24 protein-coding genes are annotated in these 25,217 nt (G+C 33.6%); 9 read left to right on the top strand and 15 right to left on the bottom strand.

Annotated elements, in window-relative coordinates; genetic code table 11:
• Positions 1-56: 56 nt before the first annotated feature.
• Genes SCB73_RS01825 through SCB73_RS01805 form a run of 5 tightly spaced genes read right to left on the bottom strand, consistent with a single transcriptional unit; the run spans position 57 to position 2,750 of the window.
• Positions 57-734 carry a CPBP family intramembrane glutamic endopeptidase gene (locus SCB73_RS01825; RefSeq protein ID WP_320568481.1) on the bottom strand — a complete coding sequence of 226 codons (678 nt, stop codon included), beginning with the start codon at positions 732-734 and terminating at the stop codon, positions 57-59.
• Positions 709-885 (bottom strand): hypothetical protein, encoded by a 177-nt coding sequence (locus SCB73_RS01820; protein WP_320568480.1) that lies wholly within the window; start codon positions 883-885, stop codon positions 709-711. Before SCB73_RS01820 ends, SCB73_RS01825 begins: the two co-directional genes overlap by 26 nt.
• Before the next feature lie 15 nt (positions 886-900).
• On the bottom strand, positions 901-1,413 hold the full coding sequence (locus tag SCB73_RS01815; protein ID WP_320568479.1) for a hypothetical protein: 513 nt from the start codon (positions 1,411-1,413) through the stop codon (positions 901-903).
• 10 nt (positions 1,414-1,423) lie between these two features.
• Positions 1,424-2,260, bottom strand: coding sequence for a DUF6929 family protein (locus SCB73_RS01810; RefSeq protein ID WP_320568478.1), 837 nt, complete (start codon positions 2,258-2,260; stop codon positions 1,424-1,426).
• Positions 2,261-2,276: 16 nt separating this feature from the next.
• On the bottom strand, positions 2,277-2,750 hold the full coding sequence (locus SCB73_RS01805; RefSeq protein ID WP_320568477.1) for a hypothetical protein: 474 nt from the start codon (positions 2,748-2,750) through the stop codon (positions 2,277-2,279).
• A 459-nt stretch (positions 2,751-3,209) separates the two neighbouring features.
• Here SCB73_RS01805 and SCB73_RS01800 point away from each other — a divergent pair, with 459 nt between their 5' ends.
• Complete coding sequence (locus tag SCB73_RS01800; RefSeq protein WP_320568476.1) at positions 3,210-4,661, top strand: PhoX family protein; 1,452 nt, start codon at positions 3,210-3,212, stop codon at positions 4,659-4,661.
• 96 nt (positions 4,662-4,757) lie between these two features.
• Positions 4,758-6,539, top strand: coding sequence for a cytochrome-c peroxidase (locus SCB73_RS01795; protein ID WP_320568475.1), 1,782 nt, complete (start codon positions 4,758-4,760; stop codon positions 6,537-6,539).
• Between the two features lie 127 nt (positions 6,540-6,666).
• Here SCB73_RS01795 and SCB73_RS01790 read toward each other — a convergent pair whose 3' ends face one another.
• On the bottom strand, positions 6,667-7,185 hold the full coding sequence (locus SCB73_RS01790) for a hypothetical protein (protein ID WP_320568474.1): 519 nt from the start codon (positions 7,183-7,185) through the stop codon (positions 6,667-6,669).
• Between the two features lie 189 nt (positions 7,186-7,374).
• Here SCB73_RS01790 and SCB73_RS01785 point away from each other — a divergent pair, with 189 nt between their 5' ends.
• The 3 genes from SCB73_RS01785 to SCB73_RS01775 all read left to right on the top strand — a co-directional run bounded on the left by SCB73_RS01785 (position 7,375) and on the right by SCB73_RS01775 (position 11,152).
• Positions 7,375-8,760, top strand: coding sequence for an MATE family efflux transporter (locus tag SCB73_RS01785; RefSeq protein ID WP_320570066.1), 1,386 nt, complete (start codon positions 7,375-7,377; stop codon positions 8,758-8,760).
• 62 nt (positions 8,761-8,822) lie between these two features.
• A complete protein-coding gene (locus SCB73_RS01780; RefSeq protein WP_320568473.1) occupies positions 8,823-9,050 on the top strand; it encodes a hypothetical protein in 228 nt (75 codons plus the stop codon).
• Positions 9,051-9,220: 170 nt separating this feature from the next.
• Positions 9,221-11,152 carry an LTA synthase family protein gene (locus SCB73_RS01775; protein WP_320568472.1) on the top strand — a complete coding sequence of 644 codons (1,932 nt, stop codon included), beginning with the start codon at positions 9,221-9,223 and terminating at the stop codon, positions 11,150-11,152.
• Positions 11,153-11,293: 141 nt separating this feature from the next.
• On the opposite strand, the gene meaB is transcribed toward SCB73_RS01775, so the two are convergent.
• The 3 genes from meaB to SCB73_RS01760 form a co-directional block, all read right to left on the bottom strand.
• Positions 11,294-12,391, bottom strand: a complete 1,098-nt coding sequence (meaB, locus tag SCB73_RS01770) for a methylmalonyl Co-A mutase-associated GTPase MeaB (protein ID WP_320568471.1) — start codon at positions 12,389-12,391, stop codon at positions 11,294-11,296.
• 308 nt (positions 12,392-12,699) lie between these two features.
• Positions 12,700-13,341 carry an NAD(P)-dependent oxidoreductase gene (locus SCB73_RS01765; RefSeq protein ID WP_320568470.1) on the bottom strand — a complete coding sequence of 214 codons (642 nt, stop codon included), beginning with the start codon at positions 13,339-13,341 and terminating at the stop codon, positions 12,700-12,702.
• A gap of 57 nt (positions 13,342-13,398) precedes the next feature.
• Positions 13,399-13,806 (bottom strand): RrF2 family transcriptional regulator, encoded by a 408-nt coding sequence (locus tag SCB73_RS01760; RefSeq protein WP_320568469.1) that lies wholly within the window; start codon positions 13,804-13,806, stop codon positions 13,399-13,401.
• Positions 13,807-14,144: 338 nt separating this feature from the next.
• Between SCB73_RS01760 and SCB73_RS01755 the strand changes: the two genes are divergently transcribed.
• Complete coding sequence (locus tag SCB73_RS01755) at positions 14,145-15,056, top strand: AEC family transporter (RefSeq protein ID WP_320568468.1); 912 nt, start codon at positions 14,145-14,147, stop codon at positions 15,054-15,056.
• A 112-nt stretch (positions 15,057-15,168) separates the two neighbouring features.
• Positions 15,169-15,807, top strand: a complete 639-nt coding sequence (locus SCB73_RS01750; protein WP_320568467.1) for a peroxiredoxin — start codon at positions 15,169-15,171, stop codon at positions 15,805-15,807.
• Positions 15,808-15,960: 153 nt separating this feature from the next.
• On the opposite strand, the gene SCB73_RS01745 is transcribed toward SCB73_RS01750, so the two are convergent.
• The 4 genes from SCB73_RS01745 to SCB73_RS01730 form a co-directional block, all read right to left on the bottom strand.
• On the bottom strand, positions 15,961-18,192 hold the full coding sequence (locus tag SCB73_RS01745) for a cation:proton antiporter domain-containing protein (protein ID WP_320570065.1): 2,232 nt from the start codon (positions 18,190-18,192) through the stop codon (positions 15,961-15,963).
• A gap of 240 nt (positions 18,193-18,432) precedes the next feature.
• Complete coding sequence (gene purB / locus SCB73_RS01740; protein WP_320568466.1) at positions 18,433-19,779, bottom strand: adenylosuccinate lyase; 1,347 nt, start codon at positions 19,777-19,779, stop codon at positions 18,433-18,435.
• Positions 19,780-19,970: 191 nt separating this feature from the next.
• Positions 19,971-20,660: an SIR2 family NAD-dependent protein deacylase gene (locus SCB73_RS01735; protein ID WP_320568465.1), complete on the bottom strand. Its 690-nt coding sequence runs from the start codon at positions 20,658-20,660 to the stop codon at positions 19,971-19,973.
• 14 nt (positions 20,661-20,674) lie between these two features.
• Positions 20,675-21,982 carry a BNR repeat-containing protein gene (locus tag SCB73_RS01730; protein ID WP_320568464.1) on the bottom strand — a complete coding sequence of 436 codons (1,308 nt, stop codon included), beginning with the start codon at positions 21,980-21,982 and terminating at the stop codon, positions 20,675-20,677.
• Positions 21,983-22,176: 194 nt separating this feature from the next.
• Here SCB73_RS01730 and SCB73_RS01725 point away from each other — a divergent pair, with 194 nt between their 5' ends.
• Complete coding sequence (locus SCB73_RS01725) at positions 22,177-22,812, top strand: hypothetical protein (protein WP_320568463.1); 636 nt, start codon at positions 22,177-22,179, stop codon at positions 22,810-22,812.
• Positions 22,805-23,467 carry a TrmH family RNA methyltransferase gene (locus SCB73_RS01720; protein ID WP_132989655.1) on the top strand — a complete coding sequence of 221 codons (663 nt, stop codon included), beginning with the start codon at positions 22,805-22,807 and terminating at the stop codon, positions 23,465-23,467. The genes SCB73_RS01725 and SCB73_RS01720 overlap by 8 nt, the downstream gene beginning before the upstream one ends.
• A 167-nt stretch (positions 23,468-23,634) precedes the next feature.
• On the opposite strand, the gene SCB73_RS01715 is transcribed toward SCB73_RS01720, so the two are convergent.
• On the bottom strand, positions 23,635-24,555 hold the full coding sequence (locus SCB73_RS01715; protein ID WP_320568462.1) for a YARHG domain-containing protein: 921 nt from the start codon (positions 24,553-24,555) through the stop codon (positions 23,635-23,637).
• Entirely contained in the window at positions 24,552-25,187 is a 636-nt protein-coding gene (locus SCB73_RS01710) for a DUF2306 domain-containing protein (RefSeq protein ID WP_320568461.1), read from the bottom strand. The genes SCB73_RS01715 and SCB73_RS01710 overlap by 4 nt, the downstream gene beginning before the upstream one ends.
• Positions 25,188-25,217: the final 30 nt, after the last annotated feature.

Genomic DNA, 25,217 nt, shown 5'->3' with positions numbered 1-25,217 from the left:
AATTTAAAAAGTTTTATAAGAGGTTGTTTTCGTGATTATTATTTAAGATTTCGTTCTTATATTTTCGCTATCAACAACAATAAATCCCACAAAAAATGACAAAAAATAAGAATTTTGATGTTTCGATATTTCTCGTATTGAATTGCAAATACAAGTCCGATTACCGTTGGGCCAATGACATTTAACAGCGTTCCATAGCCGATATGAAGAAATCCGAATAAAATGCTGGAAACAACAATAGCCAGAATTTTGTTTTTAAAAAGCAGTTCTAATCGTGGCAACAAATAACCTCTGAAAATTAATTCTTCGGTAATGCCTGCCGTAACACAAGTAAAGAAAAGCAAAAAGTAATTCTTTTTAAAAAGCGCCAAAGCTTTTTGTAGTACCGCACTTTCCCCGGTTATTTTGAACAACATTATAAGAACGGAAGTAATATAAACGGCTATAAATAATTTTACGAAAGTTATAAATATTGCTTTCGCGAAAGCGACGATGGAATATTCCGTTTCTGGCCAAAGCAAAAACGGTTGTTTTTCTATTTTTTCCGAATATAAGAATAACAACAGTAGTGAAATCCAGATGGCAAATCTCGAAATGTAGAATTGAATTTCTTTACTAATTCCAAGATCTTTGAATAATAAAGAAGAATAAATCGCCAGAACCGGAAGAAGTACAGAAAGTATGATGCTGATAATTAGAACTGGTTTTTTAGCTGAATCTGAAATATTGAGCATTTATTTTGGTTGTAGGTTTAAGTCTGGTTTTATCTCTTGTATTTACAGCATTTCCCAATCTTGTCATTTCGACGAAGGAGAAATCTTCACGAGTAGCTCCCCAATCTTTGTCGAGTTTCTTGCAAAGATTTTTCCTTCGTCGAAATGACATAAAATGCGATTAATTTTATTTTTTTGTATTTCGATACCAATTTTCAATTTTTCTTACAGATTCCTTATCTGTTTTCGGATTGCAATTCAAACCCATATTAATTTGTTTTTTAGAAATATAGGAGTTTAGAAAAATTATTGCAAAACCGCCAACTTCGCCATTTTCACTTGAAATAAAAGAGGAAAATGTATTCATGTATCCACAACATTTTTCTTTAGAGTTCATAATTGAAATTAAATATTGAACATCATTTGGCTTTACCCAATTTTCGGGAAAATCTCCAAGCATTGTTACAAAATTTAGTTTAGAGTTTTTATTATATTTCTCTTTAAAAAGTTTGATAAATGATTTTGGATTTAAATCTTTTGGACGTAATGTTTGATAGTATTTACCTTTTGTTTCTTCAAATTTCAATTCAAAAGCTTTAGAACTTGAAATCTCGTTATCATTAATTTTAAAATGATAATATAGATAACTGCTACCCAAAAGAATAAAAACGATTAGTGATGAAAAAAATATTTTTCTCATAAAGTTTACATTATTTAACCGGCAAAGTCAATTTATAAATCTTAGTTTCTAAGACCTCCGTATCATTATCCTCACAAAGTAAAAACTCAATTTTATTATTTTCTTTTTTGTAAAAAGTCAAACCTTCAAATTTATTGGTCGAAGTTATTTTTTGAGTAAAATCGATTTTCATGGTTTTTACGTCGATTCTCCCAATGAAACTTCCCAGGATTTCGCCATCATCATAAGTCGATTTTGTGTCTTCGGCGGTTGAAAGGAAATAGATTTTGTCCTCAACCAAAATGGCATCGGTAAAACTGGAACGAACACCTCTAATTTTTGGCAGTTTGTAATTGACAGCAATCAAAGCAAATTCCTGATCCAGTTTTTTTGCATGAATAGTAAAAATCGTGTTTTTGTTTGAAACGCCGTTTCCACGATTAAACAAATACCAGTTTTCGCCATCGAAAATTGCGCCTTCTAAATTGAAATCCTCTGGTTTTATTTCAACAAAACTTTGCATTAATCCGTATAAATCAACCAGATTATTTTTCTGTAAAACAGTTTTTGACTTCAAATCAAATTCGATCATTTTGTTTCGGTTTTCGGTGGAGCCGGAACCAAAAACATAAAGCGTATCGTTATGATGCGTTATCGATTCAAAATCGGGTTTTAAGTTTTTCGGAATATTTTGCGTCGGATTGTCAATTAAAGGATGTTGGTTTAATTGTTGGTTCTGCATATTGTATTCGTACAGAAATCCGCTGTTGTCGCCAATTACGTAAAGCGCATCATTATTATAAAATAATCCGGATGCCGAGCCGATTCCGATGATTTGAAATAATATTTCTAATGTGAATTTTTCCATGAAAAATGTTGGTTTTTTATTTTTTAGACTTTATAAGTCTTGAGGTTTCACTATTTACAATTTCTTGCATTCTATCCAATGTACTAGATGAAATGCACTCTGCGACACTTATATAAATTAATTTATTGTCATCATTTAAGTTTGCATTTTTTATCAGGGCTTTATCCGAACTATTCATTCCGCTTATTAAATATATTGGTGTTCCATTCTTATAAAGCAATGCAGCGATTTCAACTGCTCTTTTTAAAATTGCATTTTGCATTTTCTCTTCATATTCTACATATTGTACGTAACGAACACATTGATATAAACTACAAAATGCTATTTTGTTCAGTTTAACTCTGTTTTTGACTTCTTGAAGTGGTTTAAGTTCGGTGAAACATTTTCCAAAAGTCTCAGTGTAAATTGGATCGTCAAAAGATTCGTATTCATTTTGAGCGAAGACTTTAATTCCTAATAAAAGCAAAAGTATTACGAAGTTTTTTTTCATTATCTAAGTACAAATTCCAAAATTTATAGACAAAATTTTTCTTTTGAAAACCAATGCTTAGCCCTGATAGTAATGAAAATACTTTGAAAAGAAATTGCATTTTTTCCTGACAGAACAAAGCGACCAACGGAAGCTCTTGTTATGGCTTTGGAAAAAAGCAATTTATTGAAAAGTATTGTAATGAATAGCAGGAATATGCTTCGTAAAATTAGACTATTTATTAGTATAAAAAAATGAAAATAACGGAGATGTAAGGAGTCAAGTTCTAAAATTCGCTTCTTTTTTTGACAGTAATGTTAATAGAAGTTTATGTGTATTTTGTATTACTAATTTATTGTTAAGTTTTTACTTGATAGGAGTCGTTTGTGGTAAAAGTCTTGTTTTTTTGATAATATGGAAGTCATTTTAAGTTAAAGTGCTCGGATTTACTTTGTAAAAAAATAAAACCAATTTTAGCTTATGAAACGAATTATTCTACCTCTAATGATTATTGGGTCGGTGCTTACATCTTGTAACAACGATTCTAAAGATGACACGCCTGCCACAAGCGTTGTTTTAAAAGACCAATCTGTAACGCCAAGTTTATTGAAAGCGCAAGCAGGTTTTGAAAATTTGAAAATCTACTCTCTTTTTAGCTCAGATGATGTATTTGCAGATAGTCCAAATTTTGTTTTTGGAGGTTCTGCCGATGGTTCTGGTTTATTGAAAAACACAGACGGAACATTTACATTTTTGGTAAACAATGAAGATAACTTTGCCGTTTCAAGAATTACTTTAGACAAAACATTCAAACCGACAAAAGGTGAATATTTATTGAATTCAAGCGGAGGAACTTGGAGATTGTGTGGCGCAACAATGGCGACACAAGCAGAACATGGTTTTGGTCCAGTTTATTTGACTTGCGGAGAATCTGGTGAAGAATCTCGTACACACGCTTTGGATCCTTACGGAAGCGCAGGAAATGCTTCAGTTTCTAAGGAATTATCAGGATTTGGACGCTTAAGTGCCGAAAATGCTTTGCCATTGCGTTCTACTGCATACAAAGGAAAAACGGTTGTAGTAATTGGCGATGACGATTCTGGAACTTACGGAGGTCAAGTTTTTATGTATGTATCAAATACTGTTGGTGATTTGACTGGCGGATCTTTATATATGTTAAAAAGAAATGATGACAATCAAAGAGAAAAAGATATGGAAGTTAGCAAGACATATCCTGTTTCTTTCGTAAAAATCGACAATCATACAACAATGACTGGTGCTCAAATTAACGCAGCAGTAAATACTTTGAAAGCAATCAAATTTGGTCGCGTTGAAGATTTAGATTACCGCAAAGGCGGAAATACTGCAGATCGCGAATTGTATTTCAACGCAACGGGACAAGCAACAACTGGAACAAATGCTGATGGTTCAAGAACGAAATACGGAAGAGTTTACAGATTAAATCTTGATGCTGCTGATCCGCTAAAAGGAACTTTGGAAGTAATCCTTGATGGAGATAATAGAAGTGGAATTGCTGGAAAATTCCAAAATCCAGATAATATCTGTGTGACTAAAAACTACGTTTACGTTCAAGAAGATGCAAACGGTTACGGAGACGAAACGCACGATGCATACATCTATCAATACAATATCGCTACAAAAGATTTAAAAGTTGTAGTTGAATTAGACCACCGTCGTACTGCAACAGATGCTGCAAAATATAACGTAGGCGGAACTTCTAAATTTGGTGATTGGGAATACGGCGCTTTGATTGACGTTTCGGAGCAAGTTGGTATCAATGATACTTTTATGTTGAGCGTACAGCCACACACTTGGACAGGAGCAAAATACAAAGGCGTTGACGGAGGAACAAATCGTCCGAATGAGCAACAAGCAAGCCAAATTTTGGTACTTCAAGGTTTAGCAAGATAAATTTTTAAGTCCGTATAAAACAGTATCCACTATTTCAATTTTGAAGTAGTGGTTTCTGTTTTTCTAAATATTCCTTTTTTTAATTATCATAAAATCATGAAAAAAATATATTGTTTGCTGTTCTTAATGGCTCTTGTTTCTTGTCAGAAAAAAAGCAAACATCAGGAAGTAAATGAATTGTTTCAAAAAGATATTACTTCACTTATTGAAAAAGTTGCCAAACTGAAATATTCTGTTGAAGAAGATTCGACCGAAGCTCAAATTCAGAGGCAATTTCTGGAAGCGCATAAAAATTATAAAAAAGTCGAATTGTTAAGCGAATATTATTCGCCGTCAGTTTCTAAAGCAATCAACGGTCCAGCAATACCTGAGTTCGAAGAAAATGATAAAGTAATGGTTCCGCCCGAAGGTTTTCAGGTTATTGAAGAATTGGTTTTTCCGAAATACAGCAAGTCGAACAAACAAGAATTGATTCAGGAATTGGGAGTTTTGGAAGCAAACTTAACTCGACTGGAAAAAGTTTCAAGTTCTAATGAATTGACCGATTCTCATGTTTTTGATGCGATGCGATTAGAAGTGTACCGAATTATAACTTTGGGAATTACGGGATTTGATTCGCCAATAGTTTTGAATTCACTTCCGGAAGCATTAGTCTCTTTAGAAACTATTGAAAAATATTATCGTGTTTATCTTCAAGATCAATCGGTTTCAAATTCGAAACAAGTGCTTCAGATTTTTGAAAAAGGAAAAAAATATCTAAAATCAAACACCGATTTTAATGCTTTCGATCGTGCTTATTTTATTAAAGAAATTTTGAATCCGCTAAGCAAAGGACTTTTTAAAACACAGTCTGAATTGAGAATTTCTCTGATGAAAGAACAACGTGGTTTAAAAGTTACCGTTCAGACTTTATTTGATAAAAATGCTTTTGATCCAGAAGCTTTCTCTGGTTTTCCAGATTATAAAACTACACCAGAAAAAATTGCTTTAGGGAAAAAGTTATTCAATGATCCCATTTTATCTGGAAACAATACGCGCTCATGCGCATCGTGTCATCACGCCGAAAAAGCATTTACTGACGGATTGGAAAGAGCGGTTTCGTTAGACGGAAAATCGATGTTGCAACGTAATACGCCAACACTTTCGAACATTGCTTTTCAACGTGTATTTTTTGCTGATTCAAGAGTAAGTTATCTAGAAGATCAAGCCATTGCCGTTATTAAAAATGAAAACGAAATGCACGGTTCGCTGGAAAAATCGGCTTTGGAAATTCAAAAGAATCCAGCCTATGTAAAGTCGTTCAAAAAAGCTTTTCCGAAAGGAGAAATAAATGAATTTGCAATCAAAAATGCCTTAGCATCCTATATACGTTCATTAAGCAAATATGATTCTAAATTTGATGGTTATATGCAAAACAAAACTGCTTTTACAGCTGATGAAAAAGCAGGATTTAACCTATTTGCAGGAAAAGCAAAATGTGCTACTTGTCATTTTATTCCACTTACAAACGGAACTGTGCCGCCAAATTTTGACCGATCAGAAAGTGAAATCCTTGGAGTTCCAAATAAAGATAAAAAACTCGATGGAGATTTGGGCAAATTTGTCATCACGCAAGCTTCCATTCATAAAAATTCGTTTAAAACGCCAACGATAAGAAACATTGAACTTACAGCACCATATATGCATAATGGAGTTTATAAAACACTCGAAGAAGTTATTGATTTTTACAATGAAGGAGGAGGTTTAGGAAAAGGTTTCGATGTTCCAAATCAGACTTTGCCAGAAGATAAACTGAATTTATCTGATAAAGAGAAAAAACAATTGATTGCTTTTATGAAAACGCTGACAGATAAAAAATATTTAAGAATTAAGAATTAAGAATTAAGAATTAAGAATTAAGAATTAAGAATTAAGAATTAAGAATTTTATAAAACACCAAACCCGGCAGACTGTGCGATCTGCCGGGTTCATACCAAAAACAAAAAAATAAATTAAACCTTAACTTTTATAAGTCAAAACCATAAGCAACACGCAAGGCTACTTGATTGGTTCTGAAATCATGATAATCTTCGTAACGTACGCTCAAATCAATGTATTTGTTTGCGTATCCTATTCCTGGCGCCCATAAAAAAGTTGTTTTGTCATAGCCGTTTGTCACAGCAAAACCGGCACCAACTTCGCCTAAAACATAAAATTGATCTTCCCACACAAAGGCTTTAAACCCTGCTTTTGCCGGAATAAATCCAAGATCTTTTACGTCATTTCCAAGTTCATCTTTTCCCATAAATAAATTTGTAAATCCCGTTGTCAAGGTCAATGATGTTCTTTTTGACAAATCATATTGTAAACGAACGTCTCCGCCAAGTGACCAGTCATAATCGTTATCTGTTGGAATTCCTCCATTGATACCGAAACCTAATCTAAATCCCTGATCGTAATTTTTTGTTTCACTTTCTTGGGCGAAAGTCGTGTTGGCGAATAAAAATGCAAAAGCGGCTAGGCATATCATTTGTACTTTTCTCATGGCTTATATATTTGAATTATTAATATTGTAAAAGTATAATCAAGGGCTTTGGAGCTTGTTATATAATTTTTAAAAATCGTTACATAATATTAGGGTGTGCTTAATTTTGCCTTAAAAATGGGATATCTTTTTATTGATAGGACAGAATTGAGAGCTTCTGATTATCTTTGCCGACAAAATAAAATAGAAGTGAATTTAAAGCAGTACACAAAAGAGTTTTCCTATAATTTAAAACTGGCATATCCTGTAATTTTAGGAATGGTCGGACATACTTTAATTGGTATTGTCGATAATATTATGGTTGGGAAATTAGGAAGTACTGAACTGGCTGCGGTTTCATTAGGAAACAGTATGATTTTTATTGCGATGTCTTTAGGAATTGGATTTTCTACAGCAATTACTCCAATTGTAGCTGAAGGCGATGCTGAGAAAAACGACACAAAAATTCGTTCGGCTTTTCATCATGGACTTTTTTTATGCACCATTCTTGGCATAATTCTTTTTAGTGTCATTATGTGTGCAAAATCAATAATGGAATTGTTAAAGCAACCTGCAGATGTAATTGTTTTAGCAAAACCGTATTTAGGATGGGTAGCTTTTTCATTGATTCCGTTAGTGATGTATCAAGGATATAAGCAATTTGCAGACGGAATGTCATTGACCAAATATTCGATGTATGCAATGGTAATGGCTAATGTCCTTCACGTCGGAATAAATTATATGTTGATTTACGGCATCTGGATTTTTCCAAAAATGGGAATTATTGGTGCAGCACTTGGTACTGTAATTTCAAGAATATTTTTGGTCATGTTTATGCATATTATGCTTTCGCGAAGAGACGATTTGAAACGTTTTTTCAAAGGCTTTAATTTCGAGGAAATTAAAAAAGAGACTATCAAAAAAATTATCAGCATCGGATTTCCATCAGCCATGCAAATGCTTTTTGAAGTGGTTTTGTTTACAGCCTCAATTTGGCTTTGTGGAAATATCGGAAAAACAAGTCAAGCGGCCAATCAAATCGCATTGAGTCTTGCTTCACTTACCTTTATGTTTGCAATGGGATTAAGCGTGACTTCAATGATTCGTGTAAGTAATCAGCGAGGTTTGACAGATTATAAAAAGCTTCTTGTTGTAGCAAGGTCCATTTTCTTGCTGGCTATTATTCTGGAGGTTTTCTTTGCAATCATTTTCATTGTCTTTCATACGGTTTTGCCAAATATGTTCCTAAATATGGAAAACACGATTCAGCTAACAGATAATACAGAAGTAATAGCTATTGCTTCAAAATTATTAGTGATAGCAGCAGTTTTTCAAATTTCTGACGGAATTCAGGTAGTTGTTTTGGGTGCCCTTAGAGGATTGCAAGATGTTAAAATTCCAATGTATATTACATTTGTGGCTTATTGGGTAATTGGTTTTCCGATTTCGTATTATCTCGGAGAACATACTGAATTGAAAGCGCAAGGTGTTTGGATAGGGCTTTTGGCAGGTTTAACAGCAGCGGCAATCATGCTTTACTTGCGTTTTAATTATTTAACCAAAAAATTGATTACAAACTCGGTTTCTAATAGCTAATTTTGAGAAAAAAATAAGTTGTAGCTCGAAAATATAAATTAACAATTAATAAAAAAATAAATATGGAATTACCTAAATTTTTACTTGGAGACAATACTGATTTCCCAGATGATATTTTCATCATTCATCTTGATTATCCTCGATTTATTATCAATTTAAAAGATGATGAAGTTGAATTTTTAGAAGAAGCAGAAGATCTTGATGAAGCCGAATTAAATGCTGAAATGGAAAACTTGATCGAAAAAGCAAATGATTTTTACGATAGAGAAATAAACCGTTACGAAGAGTAGGGGGCGCACCGCATAAGTCTGATTTTTTTCTTCTGGATTAAAATTTCACGCGAAGTCGCAAAGCTTTTTATTTTTAATCTTAAATAAGGCTTTGCAACTTCGCGAGATTAAATAGACTTTGCGAGTTTACATCTCTAACATTTCAACAAAAAAAAAATGCAAATCTTCTAATGAAAAAATTAAGTTACCTAAAACCCATTTTTAATTTTATACTATTTGGGTTGCTGATTACAACTTTAAGCCGTTTGTTTTTATTTTTCCTATTTAAGGAAAGAGTAGTCGAAACGCCAAATTTCTGGTATATTTTTCCAATCGGTCTTCGAATGGACATGATATTGCTTTGCTATTTGTCATTTCTGCCAGCAGTTTTAATTACTTTTTTGCCAAACAAATCAATCAAATTCACAAATAACTTTCTGGTCATTTACAGTTTTCTATTTCTTTTTTTGATTCTTTTTGTAGAAATCGCATCACCAGATTTTGTAAAGCAATACGATACACGCCCGAATAAGATTTTCTTGGATTATCTTATTTATCCAAAAGAAGTGGTCGGAATGCTTTTAAAAAGTTATTTGACTTCAATTATTGTAGCGTTCTTAATTTTGGGAGCCGTTCTTTATTTGGCTTTAAAAAAAGGAAAAAAATATTTTCATACCGCAACGGCAGATTACAAATTTAAATTGATCGTTTTTCCTGTATTGGCTTTTTTATTGTTTTTTGGAGCACGTTCAAGCTTGACTTCAAAACGACCAATTAACGCCAGTAACGCTGTTTTTTCGACAGATCAATTAACAAATACCTTAGGTTTAAATTCTTTTTATACTGTTGCGTTTGCGGCTTATTCGATCAAGAATGAAGCAAACACAAAAATGTACGGAAAAATGGATGAAGCCGAAGCAATTGAACGTGTAAAAAAATATATGATTGCCGGACCAAAAGATTTTACAGATCCTGAAATTCCGTTTCTTCACGTGCAGCAACCGGATTCAGCTAGGCAAAAACCATATAATTTGGTGATTTTTCTGCAAGAAAGTTTAGGAGCAGAATATGTTGGGATTTTAGGAGGAAAACCATTGACTCCCGAATTTGATAAGTTATCAAAAGAAGGTACTTTATTCACTAATTTGTATTGTACAGGAACCAGAAGTGTTCGCGGAATCGAGGCAGTTGTGACAGGATTTTTGCCTTCTCCGTCAGAGAGTGTTGTGAGACTTGGAAATTCGCAACAAGGCTTTTTTACACTTGCCGATGCCTTAAAACAAAAAGGTTACGACACGAGTTTTATTTATGGCGGAATGGCCAATTTTGACAATATGGCTTCGTTTTTTAATGGAAATGGTTTCAGTGATATTGTTGATCAAACTGATTTTGAGTCAGATGGAAATAAATATGCTTTCAAAGGAACTTGGGGCTATTCTGACGAAGATTTGGTGACTAAAGCCAATCAATATTTTAAATCAAAAGGAGACAAGCCGTTTTTCTCTTTAATGTTTTCGACTTCAAATCACGAACCTTTTGAATATCCTGCAGGAAGAATAAAACCGTATGATAAAAAGCCGGCAACAGTAAATAACGCTATGAAATATGCTGATTTTTCAATTGGGAAATTCTTCGAAATGGCCAAAAAGGAAGCGTATTTTAAAAACACGATTTTCATTGTAATCGCCGATCACAATACAAGAACATACGGCAAAAACCTTGTTCCGATTAATAAATTCCATATTCCGGCATTTATCATGGGACCTGGAGTTGCAAAAGGTGCCGTTTACGACCGATTAGCAAGCCAGATAGATATTCCACCAACATTATTGGGTTATTTAGGACTTCCATTTGAAACGCCAATGGTTGGAAGAAATCTAACAAAATTAGATCCGAAAGTACAAGGAAGATCAATCATGCAGTTTAATGATATCAACGCATTTAGAGTAGAGAATCAGGTTGTTATTATGCAACCAAATTTGAAACCACTACAGTTTGAAATCAAAAATGATACGACTTTAATTCCTGTAAAATTAAATGAAGATTTAGCCAAAGACGCTTTGGCTCACGTTATTACAGCAGGAAATTTGTATAAAGAAAGCAAATACAAATTAAGGCGCTAAGATTCTAAGTTGCTAAGGCTCTAGGTTTTTAATTTAATAAGTTATTTGGTTTGTCACATTGAGCGAAGTCGAAATGCTTTGTCGGTTCTCGACTTCGATCGAACTGACAATGTTGAAAAACTTAGAAGCTTAGCATCTTAGCTACTTAGTGTCTTTTTTAAAATAAAATTTTAATAAAAGAGAAGCAGCAGCAAAAGGTGAAATTTCATCATTTTGCACTGCTTTTTTATTTTGTTCTAAAAGCGAAATAATTTCTGGTTGATTATAGAAATTTGATTTTAATTGTTCATTGATCGTTTCCATCATCCAAAACTGATTTTGATCATGTCGTTTTTCTTGAAAGAATCCGGTTTTTTTTGTCATTTCGAAATAATCAGAAATCGTGTTCCAGACTTCTGAAATTCCATCTTTTGTAATGGCACTGCAAGTGGTAACTGTTGGTTGCCAATTTGATTTTTTGGGCTGAAATAAATGCAAAGCACGATTGAATTCCAATTTCGCCTGATTGGCTTTTTTGATATTATCTCCGTCTGCTTTATTAATTACGATGGCATCTGCCATTTCCATAATACCTCGTTTAATGCCTTGAAGTTCATCGCCCGCGCCAGAAATTTTTAATAAAAGAAAAAAATCAACCATACTGTGAACAGCAGTTTCGCTTTGTCCAACACCAACAGTCTCGATAATGATGGTGTCAAAACCAGCTGCTTCACATAAAATTATTGACTCACGGGTTTTTCGCGCAACACCACCTAGCGTGTCTCCAGAAGCGCTCGGTCTGATAAAAGCACTTTCATTTTTAACCAATTCTTCCATTCGGGTTTTATCGCCCAAAATACTTCCATGTGAAATGGAACTGCTTGGATCAACTGCCAAAACTGCCACCTTTTTGCCAATACTAGTAAGAAAGTTTCCAAAAGCTTCGATAAAAGTACTTTTTCCAACACCAGGAACGCCAGTAATCCCAATTCGGATTGATTTATTGGCATGAGCCAAACATCCATTTATGATTTCGTTTGCTTTTTCTAAATGTTCAGGATTGGTGCTTTCGATAAGGGTAATTGCTCTGCTGAGAGCTGTGCGATTTCCAGATAGAATTCCAGATATTAATTCAGAAGCTGAAGGTTGTTGTCTGCGTTTGTTTTTAATTTCATTTATAGCAGAAGCACTGGTGATTTCAGGGGATGAAATTCCAGCTTTTTCAGTTAAGCTACTCGATTGTTTCTTTAAACTTGACAAAATACTTTTTTAGTATCGTAAAAGTACTGAAAACAAAAACAGTTTCAAAAAATTTAGTTTGCCACGACCCGAGCGATAGCGAACAGGCGAAGCAATTACACTAATTTCCACTAATTTGTTGCCGCATTTTTGTCATCCTGAGCGAAGTCGAAGGACACGATAGAAGCTCCACAATCAAAATCGGCAATCTTTGTCGAGCTAATTGCGCGTCCTTCGACTTCGCTCAGGATGACATGGAGCATTCATTAAAAAAATAATTAGTGAAAATTAGTGTAATTTGTGGCTAAAAAAACTTAGTAACGTAAAAATTAATATCCCGCAGTAAACCTTACTTGATGATGTTTTGGATTTTCTGTTTCATCAGCAATAGCAACCGCCAAATCTTCTACAGATAAGATGCTTCTTTGATCATCGTTAAAAACTGGGTTTTCTAAACCTAAACGGTATTTTCCAGTTCTTCCAGTTGTAATTCCCTGATGCATTTCAAGAGCTGGACTAAAAAATGCCCAATCTAATTCTTTTTCTTCCTTAATAACATTTAGATAATCTCTTGCAGCGGAAGCCGCTGTGTAATATTCTTTTGGAAATTCTGGAGTATCAACTGCCTGCACGCCCGGCGCTACATATAAGCTTCCAGCGCCTCCAATTGTGATGAAACGTTTTACACCTGATTTTTTTGCAGCTTCCTGAATCGATTTTGATCCGTTTTCGAAATCAGCGGTGTAATTTGTATTTGTCCAGCCTGGATTATAAGCATTGATGATAACATCATGTCCTTTTAAAATTTCTGCCAAAGCATCTGCATTAAAAATATCTGCTGCAATCCATTTTGCATTGTCAGTATCTTTTGGTGTTCTTGCAATTGCAGTAATTTCATGTTTTCTGCTTGCCAATTCGTTTAAAATTGCTGAGCCTACAAATCCTGTAGCTCCAATAAGTGCGATTTTCATAATATATAAATTTATTTAGTAATAAAAAATGTTACAGTTTAAGTCAAAAAAATAGTTTCAAAATTGGTTCGAAAAATCTTCCAAAGAGATAGTTTCTAATTGCGCACTGACTTTCTGATTCATTTGTGCATATAATGCATCCAGATTCTGATTGATTTTTTTTCCAACAGGACAATCAGGATTTGGCTGATTTTTGGCATAACCTAAACCAATAGTTTCAAAAGTCATTTCGAAAATCTCTTTTAATGTCAGTTTTGCAGCATCTACCGCCAATTTTGTACCGCCATTTTTCCCTTCTTTACTTTCTACAATATGATGCGCTTTTAGGTTTGCAATCTCTTTTCTAACCAAAACAGGGTTGAGGTTCATACTTCCCGCAATATATTCCGAAGACAAATAATCATTTGGGAATTTATGTAGCAAAGTAAGAATGTGAATCGTTATGGCAAATTTACCTGAAAGCATACTGTAATAAAATATGTTACAAATGTAAGGAGTTTTTCAATACAAAAATAAATTTTAACTAACTTTTGGAAATGAGTGGATAGTGATTAGTAAAAAGTAATTAGTAAAAAGTAATTAGTAAAAAGTAATTAGTAAAAAGTAATTAGTAAAAAGTAATTAGTAAAAAGTAATTAGTGAATGGTAATTAGTGAAAAGTGACTAGCAAATTATTCTTGTCAAAGTGTTATAAGTTTAACAAAAGAAAACGAGTGGTTATGATTTGCAAAAAAGAGCTAATTACTTTTTACTAATTACTTTTCACTAAAGAGAAATAACTATTTTTGTCTCGATCTTATGATATGAACAACTTTCTTCTAATATTTTTATTTCTTTCATTGGGCTTGATTTTACAACACGTAAAACAATTTCCTACTCATATTTATAAGACACTTAATAAGATTGTCATCTATTTTTGTCTTCCTGCAATTACTTTATACCATATTCCAAAAATAAAATGGAGTAGTGAATTACTTTTTCCAATAGGAGCGGGGTGGATTACTTATATCTTGGCTTTTATTTTTTTTTATTTTTTAGGAAGAAGAAATGGTTGGTCCAACAAACTAATTGGCTGTTTGATTTTAACCGCTGGATTAAGCAACAGTTCTTTTCTTGGGTACCCAATTATTGAAGCATTATTTGGAAAAAAAGGTTTGGAAACTGCTGTTTTGGTAGATCAGCCGGGAACTTTTGTAGTAGTTTCTACGCTTGGTGTTTTTACAGCTGCGTTTTATTCTAAAGGAAGCCCGAATGCTTTGGGGATTTTCAAAAAGATTATTTTGTTTCCGCCTTTTTTAATGTTTGTTTTGGCGTGCTTGATGAATATTTTTGATTATAATTTAAATGAAAATTTTCAAACGGTATTGCTGAAAATTGGAAGTTTGGTAACGCCTTTAGCATTGCTTTCTGTTGGTTTGCAATTGACTTTTGATCGAAAAAGCCAGCATTGGAAATTTTTGCGACTTGGGCTTTTCTTTAAATTGCTCTTGGTTCCTTTTGTACTTTTTGTGTTGTACGTTTTTGTTTTTAATCAACATTCGGAAGTTATAAAAATTACCATAATGGAAACTGCAATGGCGCCAATGATTACTGGCGCAATCTTGGCCTCAACTTACGGATTAAAGCCGAAATTAAGCAGTATGATGATTGGTTTTGGTATTCCAATTTCTTTTGTGACACTTGCTTTTTGGTACTTCATTCTTAGTTTTATTTAAGGGTAAAATAGTAATTATATCGATAAGGTAGAATTTTAACTTTTTTTTACCTTTTGGATGTTTTCTCAATGTATTTTTTGGTTAATTTTATTGGAACTAAAAAATATAAATTATGTCAACATTAAGATTAGGAGATGTAGCTCCAGATTTTCATGCAGAAACCACACAAGGACCAATCAATTTTCATGAATATTTAGGAGATTCATGGGGCGTTTTATTTTCGCATCCAGCAGATTTTACTCCGGTTTGTACAACTGAATTGGGAACTGTGGCGAATTACCTTCCTGAATTTACAAAAAGAAATACAAAGGTTATTGCTTTGAGTGTAGATGGTTTAGAATCTCATAAAGAATGGATTAAAGACATCAACGAAACTCAAAATACAGAAGTCAATTTCCCGATTATTGCTGATGAAGATAAAAAAATCGCAACTTTATACGATATGCTTCACCCAAATGCAAGCGATAAATTTACAGTTCGTTCGGTTTTCGTGATTGGCGCTGATAAAAAAATCAAACTGACATTGACTTACCCAGCTTCAACAGGAAGAAATTTTGACGAATTGCTTCGTGTAATTGACAGTTTGCAATTGACTGCAAATTACAGTGTTGCCACTCCAGCAAACTGGAAAGATGGAGAAGATGTTGTAATTGCTCCGGCAATTCCAGATAGCGATATTCCAGCAAAATTCCCAAAAGGACACACGCCAATCAAACCTTATTTGAGATTGACTCCACAGCCGAATAAATAAGTAAGATACTTAGTTGCTAAGATGCTGAGATTCTAAGTTTTATTCTCAGCACTTTTTGAGCTTCTGTCAAATAAAAAAGCGCTAAGATTTCATGAATTGAAATCTTAGCGCTTTTTATATTAAAAAAACTTAGAATCTCAGTGTCTCAGAATCTTAGCTTCTTTTCATCAACTCATTCATTTTTTTCTTGTCGCCAACAACCCAGATAATATCATTTTTCTGTAAAATAATAGGTGATTCTGGGTTCAGGATTCGGTTTCCGTTTCGTTCGATACCAACGACTAAACCGCCGGTTTTTCCTCTAAACTGACCAATACTCTTTTGAATAAATTCTTCCTGAGAAACCTCTAACTGACGTAGTACAATTTCAGATTCTTGAACTTCTGTTGGAGGCTCAATTTCGTTTTGATTTAAATATTTGGCAAATTCTGTAACTTGAGCATCAGTGCCAATTACACAAATTTCGTCACCAGGAAATAAACGCTCATTTTTCGTTGGGATTGGAATGGTAATATCGCCTCGTTTTATTTCAGCAATATTAATTCCGAGTTGCTCTCGAATTTTTAATTCTTCAAGTGTTTTTCCGGCCAAGTTTGATTCTTTTCCAATATCAAAAAACGACATGTGACCATCCCATGGCATTAAATTAGCATAACGTCTGTCGATTTTTTTGTTCTCACGATCATTAAGATTTTTCAGAAAGTGATTTTCAATTTTATGATATTGCTCGTTTAATTTTTTTGGGAAAATCTGGTAGGCGCAAATAGCAATTATCAACGCGACAAAAGCAACCAAAGGCGAGAAGAAAATATTCAATAAAAATCCAACGAAAAACAGACCAAGGCTCATTCTGATTAAAATCAGCATTAAAAGTGCGCCACGGTATTTTCGCTCTTCCCATAAAATTTCGACTTCATCAACTTTTACTCTTCGCAAAGAAAGCGCCCATAAAAAAGGAGCAATAATAACCAAAGTAATTAAGGCGGCAAGCGTATTTCCAAATCGTGTATCAGCCACTAACGGAGCCACAAATTTTGATGATAATAATATGATTGCCGTAATGATGATGGTATGAAGAATAATTTGTGTCACAGAAGCTCTCAAAACAATTTGCCAAGTGCTAACCGATTTAATCGCTTGCGCGTTCATACTGTAGCGATTAATGTTTTTAACCCATCTCTTTGGCATTTTTGATTCTAAAAACAAGGCAAAAGTTTCAGAGTATTTAATTAAAAATGGCGTTGTAAATGTTGTTACAGCTGAAACAGCCACAATTATTGGGTACAAAAAGTCACTTGTCACTTTCAACGACATCCCGAGCGTCGCAATAATAAAAGAGAATTCACCAATTTGTGCCAAACTCATTCCAGTTTGCACCGATTGTTTTAAGGGCTGGCCAGAAAGCAAAGCTCCAATTGAAGAACTGAATGCTTTTCCAAAAACAGTTACCAAAGTGATGATCAAAACCGGAAGCGCAAAATCAACCAAAGTAACGGGATTGATCAACATTCCTACCGATACAAAGAAAACCGCTCCAAATAAGTCTTTTACAGGCTGAATCAAATGCTCGATTTTTTCGGCCTGAGTGGTTTCGGCAATAATAGAACCCATTATAAAAGCACCTAATGCTGGCGAAAATCCAACATTGGCGGCAAACATTACCATCATTAAACATAAGGCAAGCGAAATAATAAGCAACATTTCATCACTCAATAAATGTTTCGCCTTTTTCAATATCGTCGGAATAATGAAGATCCCTCCTAAAAACCAAATAATCAAAAAGAAAACTAATTTTAAAACCGATTGTAATAAGGCCGTTCCAGAAACCTGGTCACTAACGGCAATTGTAGACAATAAAACGAGCATTAAAATCGCAACAATATCTTCCACAATCAGCGCGCCAAATACAATCCCAACGAATTTTTTTCCTTTAACGCCCAATTCATCAAAAGCCCGAATAATAATAGTTGTAGAAGAAATCGAAAGCGTTGCGCCAAGAAAAATACTGTCCATTTTTCCCCAGCCCATCCATTGGCCAACCAAATAACCAATCAAAGTCATAAACATGATTTGAGTTATGGCGGTGATGGAAGAAGTGCCTCCCACTTTCATCAATTTTTTAAAACTAAATTCGAGACCTAAGCTAAAAAGCAAAAAGATAACACCAATTTCCGCCCAAACTTCGACACTTTTCATATCTGTAATTGATGGGAAAAAGTCAAAATGATTTCCAGCCAAAAAACCTGCAATCAAATACCCTAAAACCAAAGGCTGTTTCATTTTTTTGAAAATCAGCACAGCAATTCCGGCAGTCATCAGGATTAATCCCAAGTCGCTGATTAAAGGTTGTAAATGGTGGGTGGTTTCGGCGTTTAATGCAATCATATAAAATGTGGTATTTTTTTCAGGAGCTAATCCAGCTTTCCATTTCAAGCTTTTGTGAAAAACGCCTATTTTTTAAGCAGTTCCAGGAGCTTCCTCCGGTCGCTCTGTACCTGCAAAAAAATATGGCTTTTTTCACAAAAGGCTTTTCATTTCAATCTGGGCTAAAAAGAGTCTGAGTTAAATAAAAAAAGCTATCTCGATAAAGATAGCTTTTTTTTGGGAAAATATTTTAGGTTTTCTTTAAATTCCTGTGTAATTGCTAGGAGTTATAGCTAATAATTCTGCTCTAATACTATCAGAAACTTCTAAAGTTGCAATAAAATTATGAATTGCGTTTTTGTCGATTGCTTCATTGGTTCTTGTCAAACCTTTCAAAGCTTCATAAGGATTTGGATATGCCTCACGACGTAAAATAGTCTGAATCGCTTCAGCAACAACAGCCCAGTTCTTCTCTAAATCTTCAGCAAATTTGCTTTCGTTTAAAAGTAGTTTATTCAGACCTTTTAAAGTAGCTTCAAAAGCAATTATGGTGTGTCCAACAGGGACACCAACATTTCTTAAAACGGTACTGTCAGTCAAATCACGCTGTAATCTTGAAATAGGCAATTTAGCAGCCAAATGTTCGAAAATAGCATTTGCAATTCCTAAGTTTCCTTCAGAGTTTTCAAAATCAATAGGATTTACTTTATGTGGCATCGCAGAAGATCCAATTTCTCCAGCTTTGATTTTTTGTTTGAAATAATCCATTGAAACATACGTCCAGATATCACGATCTAAATCGATAATGATATTGTTGATTCTTTTCAAACCATCAAAAAATGCTGCAAAATGATCGTAATGCTCGATTTGAGTTGTTGGGAATGAATGTTGTAATCCTAAACTAGTTTCAACAAATTTAGTCCCGAATTGTTTCCAGTCAATTTGCGGATATGCCACATGATGCGCATTGAAATTTCCAGTTGCACCACCAAATTTAGCAGCAAAAGGAACATTGAACAACAAACGCATTTGCTCTTCTAAACGCTCAACAAAAACCAAAATCTCTTTTCCTAAACGAGTAGGAGAAGCAGGTTGTCCGTGCGTGCGTGCCAACATCGGAATGTCTTTCCATTCAACGCTTAATTCTTTCAATTTAGAAATCAAAGCAATTAATGAAGGCATATAAACCTGCTCAAAAGCTTCTTTTGTAGAAAGCGGAATCGCAGTGTTGTTTATATCTTGAGAAGTTAATCCGAAGTGAATGAACTCTTTGTATTGAGACAAACCTAGTTTTTCAAAAGCATCCTTGATAAAATATTCAACCGCTTTTACGTCGTGGTTGGTTACTTTTTCAGTTTCTTTAATCCAAAGCGCATCTTCAGTTGAGAAATTTTTGTAGATGTTTCTTAAGCTTTCAAATAAACTTGAATCAATACCTTTTAGTTGTGGCAACGGAATTTCGCATAAAGAAATAAAGTATTCCACTTCAACCAAAACACGGTATTTTATTAGAGCTTCTTCAGAGAAAAAAGGTGCTAAATTTTGAGTTTTATTTCTATATCTCCCATCTATAGGTGATATAGCATTCAATTCGTTTAGAGTAGTCATTGTTATGTTGTTTTTTCGAAAGGTGCAAATATAAACAGAATTTGCGGATTTAAAGTAATCAGAAAGTCAATTGAATGCATTAAAAAAAGGAAAAAAGAAGACAAAATACAAATTTCACGAATTAACACGGATTTTTCTTAATACTTAGAGCTTCCACAAAAGATTCGTGTTAATTCGTCAAATTCGTGTTTTTAAATCGATTTTAATTTTTCTCGCAAATCGGCAACTCCTTCTGAAGCAAATTTGGCAATCGTTTCCACTTTGTTTCTGAGATTCGGAATCGCAATTGGTTTTGGATCAATATAAAAAACAGGAGTTGTACTTGGTGTATAAGAAATTAAACCCGCCGCAGGATAAACTTGCAACGAAGTTCCAATTACCGCAAAATAATCTGCTGTTTCAGTTATATCAATTGCTTCTTCAAGAGCTGGAACTTCTTCACCAAACCAAACAATATGGGGTCTTAATTGATGTCCGTTTTTATCAAGATCACCTGTATGCAAATCTTCGGTCCAATCTAAAATTAGGTTTTTGTTTTGAACACTTCGAACTTTTAATAATTCGCCGTGCAAGTGCAAAACCTTTGTACTTCCAGCACGTTCGTGCAAGTCGTCAACATTTTGAGTAATAACATGAACGTCGAAATCTTTTTCTAATTCGGCTAAAATGATGTGACCTAAATTTGGTTTTACCTCTTTTAATTGCTGGCGTCTTTTGTTGTAAAAATCCAAAACCAATTCCTGATTTTTATGCCAGCCTTCGGGAGTTGCAACTTCCATAACGTCATGACCTTCCCATAAACCATCGCTGTCGCGAAACGTTTTGATACCACTTTCAGCACTAATTCCGGCTCCAGTCAAGACTACAAGTTTCTTTTTCATTTTCTTAAATTCTATTATTTAGGCAGTTGGTTCACTTCCAAAACTCTGACCATTGTTGGTTCTGATTTGGCTAAACCTTCACCATCAACTTGATTTACATTTTGAAGAAAGATATGAAGTTTTTTTTGTTTTTCCCAAAGCGAAATATCATAATTGGGTTCCCATTCACCAATAGATGTTGAGGTTAAGTCGCTTACTTTCCAAGGATTGTTTTCGCCTAAATTGGTGTAAGCCGCTGAAACTTTGTTTTCTCTTTCAGCATCTCTGAATAGAAGATACAAATAGCGTTTTTTCCCTTCTTCTTTGATCAATAAATCAGGTCTGGAAATTGGGATTTTTTTCGTTCCGCCACCGCCTAAATAAAAAGAAGTTTTTCTAAAAGCCGTATTTGATTTTTTCCAAATTCCGTTTTCCAAATACACAATTTGAAATTGCGGAATATTATTTTCACTCCAATAATTGGCGATATATGGACTTCCGTTTTCATCTGTAGTCATTGAGGTTTGGTTGATCAAGCTTGATTTTTCAGGGATTTTCCAAGCAATTTCTGCCGATGTAACTGTTATAGGCAAATTGTATTTTTCTCCGTTTGATTTTTCCCAAGTCAAACCGCCGTCTTTTGAACGCGCATAACAAATATCGTGGTTGGCTGAAACATCCCAACTTTCTCTCCAAGTCCATGAAAGATGAATCGTTCCTTTTTGATCCACTTTGGCCTGCCAATAAGCGCTTCTTTGCTCTTCGCCGTTTAATAAATCGCTTTGCAGTTGCGACCATTTTTTGTCTTTTACCGAATATAAATTGATGATCATATTCCCTCGTCCTGAAGCGCCAGAGCGATAAAAGAATACTAAATTTCCGTTTAGCAGATTGTGAAATTCGGGATAAGTTACTTTTTGTTCTGCAATTCCGGTCATTGATTCTTCTTTGCCTAAATCTAAACTTAAAGGCAATTTGCTTTTTGCATATCGAAGTTTGGTGTCATGATGATCCCAGCTGATGTGCAAATATCCGTCACCGTCAATCGCAATACTGATTGTATTGTGTGCATCTTTTACATTTCCGGTATAAGGTGTTTTTACAATTTCCCAATGAGTTGAATTCAGTTTTCTTTTGCCTAAAATCACTGCGCCATCATTATCGTAATAAGCTATAAATTGAACGTTTTTAAAAGTCGTCAAGGCATTTTTTCTAAATTTTACGGTATTTACAGAATTGCTGCTCCAACCGTTTCCTATTGGAATTTCTACGTTTTGTTGCGCGACGCAGTTATATGAAGTGAAAAAAAGAAAAAAAAGGATTTTATAAAAATGCGGTTTCATTAAAAGGTTGGTTTTTGATAGCAGTTAATGTGAAAGGGAATTATGTCCCGAATCAGTAAAAATAGCTGATTTGAATATAAAGAGAGCTTCAATCCTACCAGTTTCGGCTTGTTGGTTTGCCGAATTTAATTTCATGTTGGAAATAAAATATTGAACTAAATACTTATTTTTAGCCAATATAAAATCTTATTTATTTGGGAACAGAACTACAATTAAAAATCAAAAGAAGCTTATTGGATAATTATGAGCGAGATCTACATCTTCATCCTGATTTTATCAAATTTGAAGATAAGGATTTGGCTAACAATGGTTTTACATCTTTTAATGCAGATGAAATAAAAGAATTTTGTTTTGGAGTGACTTTTTATCAATATCGTTTTGTCTTTGGAAGAGAATACGAAATATTGATCAAGAATTTTAATGATGAAATTCTAAAGATTAAAATCAAAAGTTATTTAGGGATAAAAAAGCATCAGACACATCAGCTTTATGCAAAAATAATTAATGCGGTTTGGGATTTATATTTTGCAAAACAAGTTGATTCTTTTGTAAAAGAATTTGAAGCTGGTGAATCTTTTACTATTGGTGAGGTGAATATTAATCCTGAAGGAGTAATTATTTCAATTTCAAAACTTTTGAAACAAGAGAAAAAATTAATTCCGTGGAGCGATGTTGCATTAAGAAAATACAGTTCTTATATTTCGATTTATTCTAAAGAAAATGCTCTAGATTTTAATCGGGGCTATTCTTTTAAGAAAGATTGGAATACTTTTGTATTATATAATGTGATTAAAAATATACTTGACAATAAAAAAACAAATAATGATTGATTTAGATTACCTCGCATTCCTTGAAAATATATTAACAGACAACCGTAAAGAAAGGTTTTTGGAAGTATTAGGAAACCGTACCAAACATTTTACAGTTGCTGTAGAAGATGTTTTCCAAATGCATAATACAAGCGCGGTAATGCGAAGCTGCGAAGTTTTCGGGATTCAGGAATTAAACGTAATCGAACAGCGTTTCGGAAAAAGAATCGACAAAGAAATTGCGCTTGGTGCACAAAAATGGGTAGATATCAACCGATTTGATTCGGTTTCAGGATGCCTTTCTGATTTAAAAAGCAAAGGATACCAAATCATTGCTACAACACCACATGAAAAAGATTCGATGTTGGAAGATTTCGATATTTCAAAACCAAGCGCTTTATTTTTTGGAACAGAGAAAGAAGGTTTGTCACAAGAAATCATGGACAATGCCGATGGTTTCTTAAAAATACCAATGGTTGGTTTTACGGAAAGTTTAAATATTTCCGTTTCTGCCGCAATTGTTATTCAGAATTTGACCAACAGACTTAGAAGATCTGACGTTAAGTGGCAATTATCAGAAGAAGAAATTTTGGTAAAACGTTTAGATTGGGCTAAAAATTCAATTCGAGACATTAAAAGAATCGAAGCACGTTATTATCAAGATAATCCGAGATAAATTTTTTTGAAGCTTCTGAGATACTAAGGTTCTAAGATGCTAAGTTGTTAGATCTAAAAAAACTGAGCTAAAAACTCCAAAGTGTGTCTAGCTCAGTTTTTTTTATAAAACAATGTGCAAAATCTTAGAATCTTAGCGTCTTAGTATCTTAGAAACTTAAAAAAAAACTATCTCCCAAAAGTATCGTAATTATCTTCGGCGTATTTTTCAAAACGTTTTAATATTGTGATGTTTTGTCTTTCAGTTTCGGTTAATTTATCGTCAACATTGTTGAAAAGAGGGATGTACCAATCTACATAATCAAAAAACTGACGAATGGTTTTCGATTTGAATGCAAATCCGTGTCTCGCAAAAATGGTATTTCGTAGAATTTCCAATTCAATTTTCTTTAAATTTTTAAGTTGGCTTTCTTTTAGTTTTGTTGTTGAAGAATTTATGGTATATACAATATCTGAGGCAGTTCTGTACAATTTTCCATCATTTTCCATTTCGTCTTCATCATTATCAGATAGCGTGTCTTTTTCTGCTTTTTCCTCTTTTACAGTTTCAGCAATTTTTGTTTGTGGTTCTTTTGGATTTTGAAAATCGACATAGATTTCTTCAGGCAACATTACGTTTGGGTCGTATTTGAACACTTTTTTACTAAGAGTATAACTTCTTTTAGTAACTTCTTTTTTAGGATCATTAGCTGTCCAAGTTCCAACTAAAATAGAGTCATTTTTTATTTCAAAATTATACGTACCATCATTTTTATCATCTCCTGGTTCTTTTAGTGTAAAGTAAAAAGTATTTCCAGTTCTTCTCACAGATCCTTTTAAAGGCCTGCTTTTTCCCGCTATAATTCTTTGACCAGTAACTTCTGATTCTGTAATTTTTTTGATTAAAATATTAATTAAAGTTGGTTCTTCAATATAGAGTTTTGTGGTATCTCGTTCTTCAATATTAAAAATTCCTACCCATGAAGCGTATAGATGAGTATATAATTCTTTTCCTTCATTATTTATGTTTTCGTTTTGGGTCATTTTTTTCTCTTTTGAATTACAAGAAAAAAGCAAAATGGCTGCTACTAAATAAAGAAGGTTTTTCATTTTTTGGATTGGTTATAAAGATAAAATTCAACAATTAATAAATTCGGAATCCAGCCGATCCAGGCTATTATTTGATAAACATCCATTGGCGAAGGCTGAAACAAATATACAAGAAAAACCTTCCAAAAGCGGAGTGTGACGGCAGAAAATGTTAATGCAAAACTTCGGTACATAAATGCTTTGTGAAGCGGTATGTTTTTCTTTTTTACAGCCAGAAGACCTTTCAAAGTGAAGTAAAACCATAAAATGGATAACGTCACAAAAGATATTTTAGAATAAAAACCACCGTTTGCAAAAACACCAATAAACAATCCTGACGGAGCGCTTAAAAAAAGAATCGTGAAAACATATAATTTTCCGATGTTTCTGTGAATAATTGACCTTTTCTGTAATAAATTGGAATTGAATTGTGTAAATCCGCCAAGCAAAACAAAAATCGCAGAATACACGTGAGCATAAAAGAAAAAAAGATAAAACGGGATTTCTGAAACCTCAGTTTGTTTTATTTGAAGAAAAGCGACATCATTCCTAAACGGAACATATTGCCAAGTAATTTGAATCATCAATATGAAAAAATAGCTAAAGCACAATGTCATTAAAAATGGGAACGAAAGCTTTAAGTATTTTTTCAATTTTATTTTCAAGAGGTTATTTGATAATCA

Source organism: Flavobacterium sp. KACC 22761 (genome assembly GCF_034058155.1).
GTDB lineage: Bacteria > Bacteroidota > Bacteroidia > Flavobacteriales > Flavobacteriaceae > Flavobacterium.
Note: the sequence above shows the minus strand (reverse complement) of the source record. Positions and strands in the feature narration are given on the sequence as shown.

Coding starts and splice junctions, on each gene's coding strand:
- SCB73_RS01715 (WP_320568462.1), bottom strand. CDS start 24,555: ATGAAAAACCTTCTTTATTTAGTAGCAGCCATTTTGCTTTTTTCTTGT.
- SCB73_RS01755 (WP_320568468.1), top strand. CDS start 14,145: ATGAACAACTTTCTTCTAATATTTTTATTTCTTTCATTGGGCTTGATT.
- SCB73_RS01775 (WP_320568472.1), top strand. CDS start 9,221: ATGAAAAAATTAAGTTACCTAAAACCCATTTTTAATTTTATACTATTT.
- SCB73_RS01825 (WP_320568481.1), bottom strand. CDS start 734: ATGCTCAATATTTCAGATTCAGCTAAAAAACCAGTTCTAATTATCAGC.
- SCB73_RS01800 (WP_320568476.1), top strand. CDS start 3,210: ATGAAACGAATTATTCTACCTCTAATGATTATTGGGTCGGTGCTTACA.
- SCB73_RS01735 (WP_320568465.1), bottom strand. CDS start 20,660: ATGAAAAAGAAACTTGTAGTCTTGACTGGAGCCGGAATTAGTGCTGAA.
- SCB73_RS01790 (WP_320568474.1), bottom strand. CDS start 7,185: ATGAGAAAAGTACAAATGATATGCCTAGCCGCTTTTGCATTTTTATTC.
- SCB73_RS01765 (WP_320568470.1), bottom strand. CDS start 13,341: ATGAAAATCGCACTTATTGGAGCTACAGGATTTGTAGGCTCAGCAATT.
- SCB73_RS01795 (WP_320568475.1), top strand. CDS start 4,758: ATGAAAAAAATATATTGTTTGCTGTTCTTAATGGCTCTTGTTTCTTGT.
- SCB73_RS01815 (WP_320568479.1), bottom strand. CDS start 1,413: ATGAGAAAAATATTTTTTTCATCACTAATCGTTTTTATTCTTTTGGGT.
- SCB73_RS01720 (WP_132989655.1), top strand. CDS start 22,805: ATGATTGATTTAGATTACCTCGCATTCCTTGAAAATATATTAACAGAC.
- SCB73_RS01810 (WP_320568478.1), bottom strand. CDS start 2,260: ATGGAAAAATTCACATTAGAAATATTATTTCAAATCATCGGAATCGGC.
- SCB73_RS01820 (WP_320568480.1), bottom strand. CDS start 885: ATGTCATTTCGACGAAGGAAAAATCTTTGCAAGAAACTCGACAAAGAT.
- SCB73_RS01745 (WP_320570065.1), bottom strand. CDS start 18,192: ATGATTGCATTAAACGCCGAAACCACCCACCATTTACAACCTTTAATC.
- purB (WP_320568466.1), bottom strand. CDS start 19,779: ATGACTACTCTAAACGAATTGAATGCTATATCACCTATAGATGGGAGA.
- SCB73_RS01760 (WP_320568469.1), bottom strand. CDS start 13,806: ATGCTTTCAGGTAAATTTGCCATAACGATTCACATTCTTACTTTGCTA.
- SCB73_RS01805 (WP_320568477.1), bottom strand. CDS start 2,750: ATGAAAAAAAACTTCGTAATACTTTTGCTTTTATTAGGAATTAAAGTC.
- SCB73_RS01750 (WP_320568467.1), top strand. CDS start 15,169: ATGTCAACATTAAGATTAGGAGATGTAGCTCCAGATTTTCATGCAGAA.
- SCB73_RS01730 (WP_320568464.1), bottom strand. CDS start 21,982: ATGAAACCGCATTTTTATAAAATCCTTTTTTTTCTTTTTTTCACTTCA.
- SCB73_RS01780 (WP_320568473.1), top strand. CDS start 8,823: ATGGAATTACCTAAATTTTTACTTGGAGACAATACTGATTTCCCAGAT.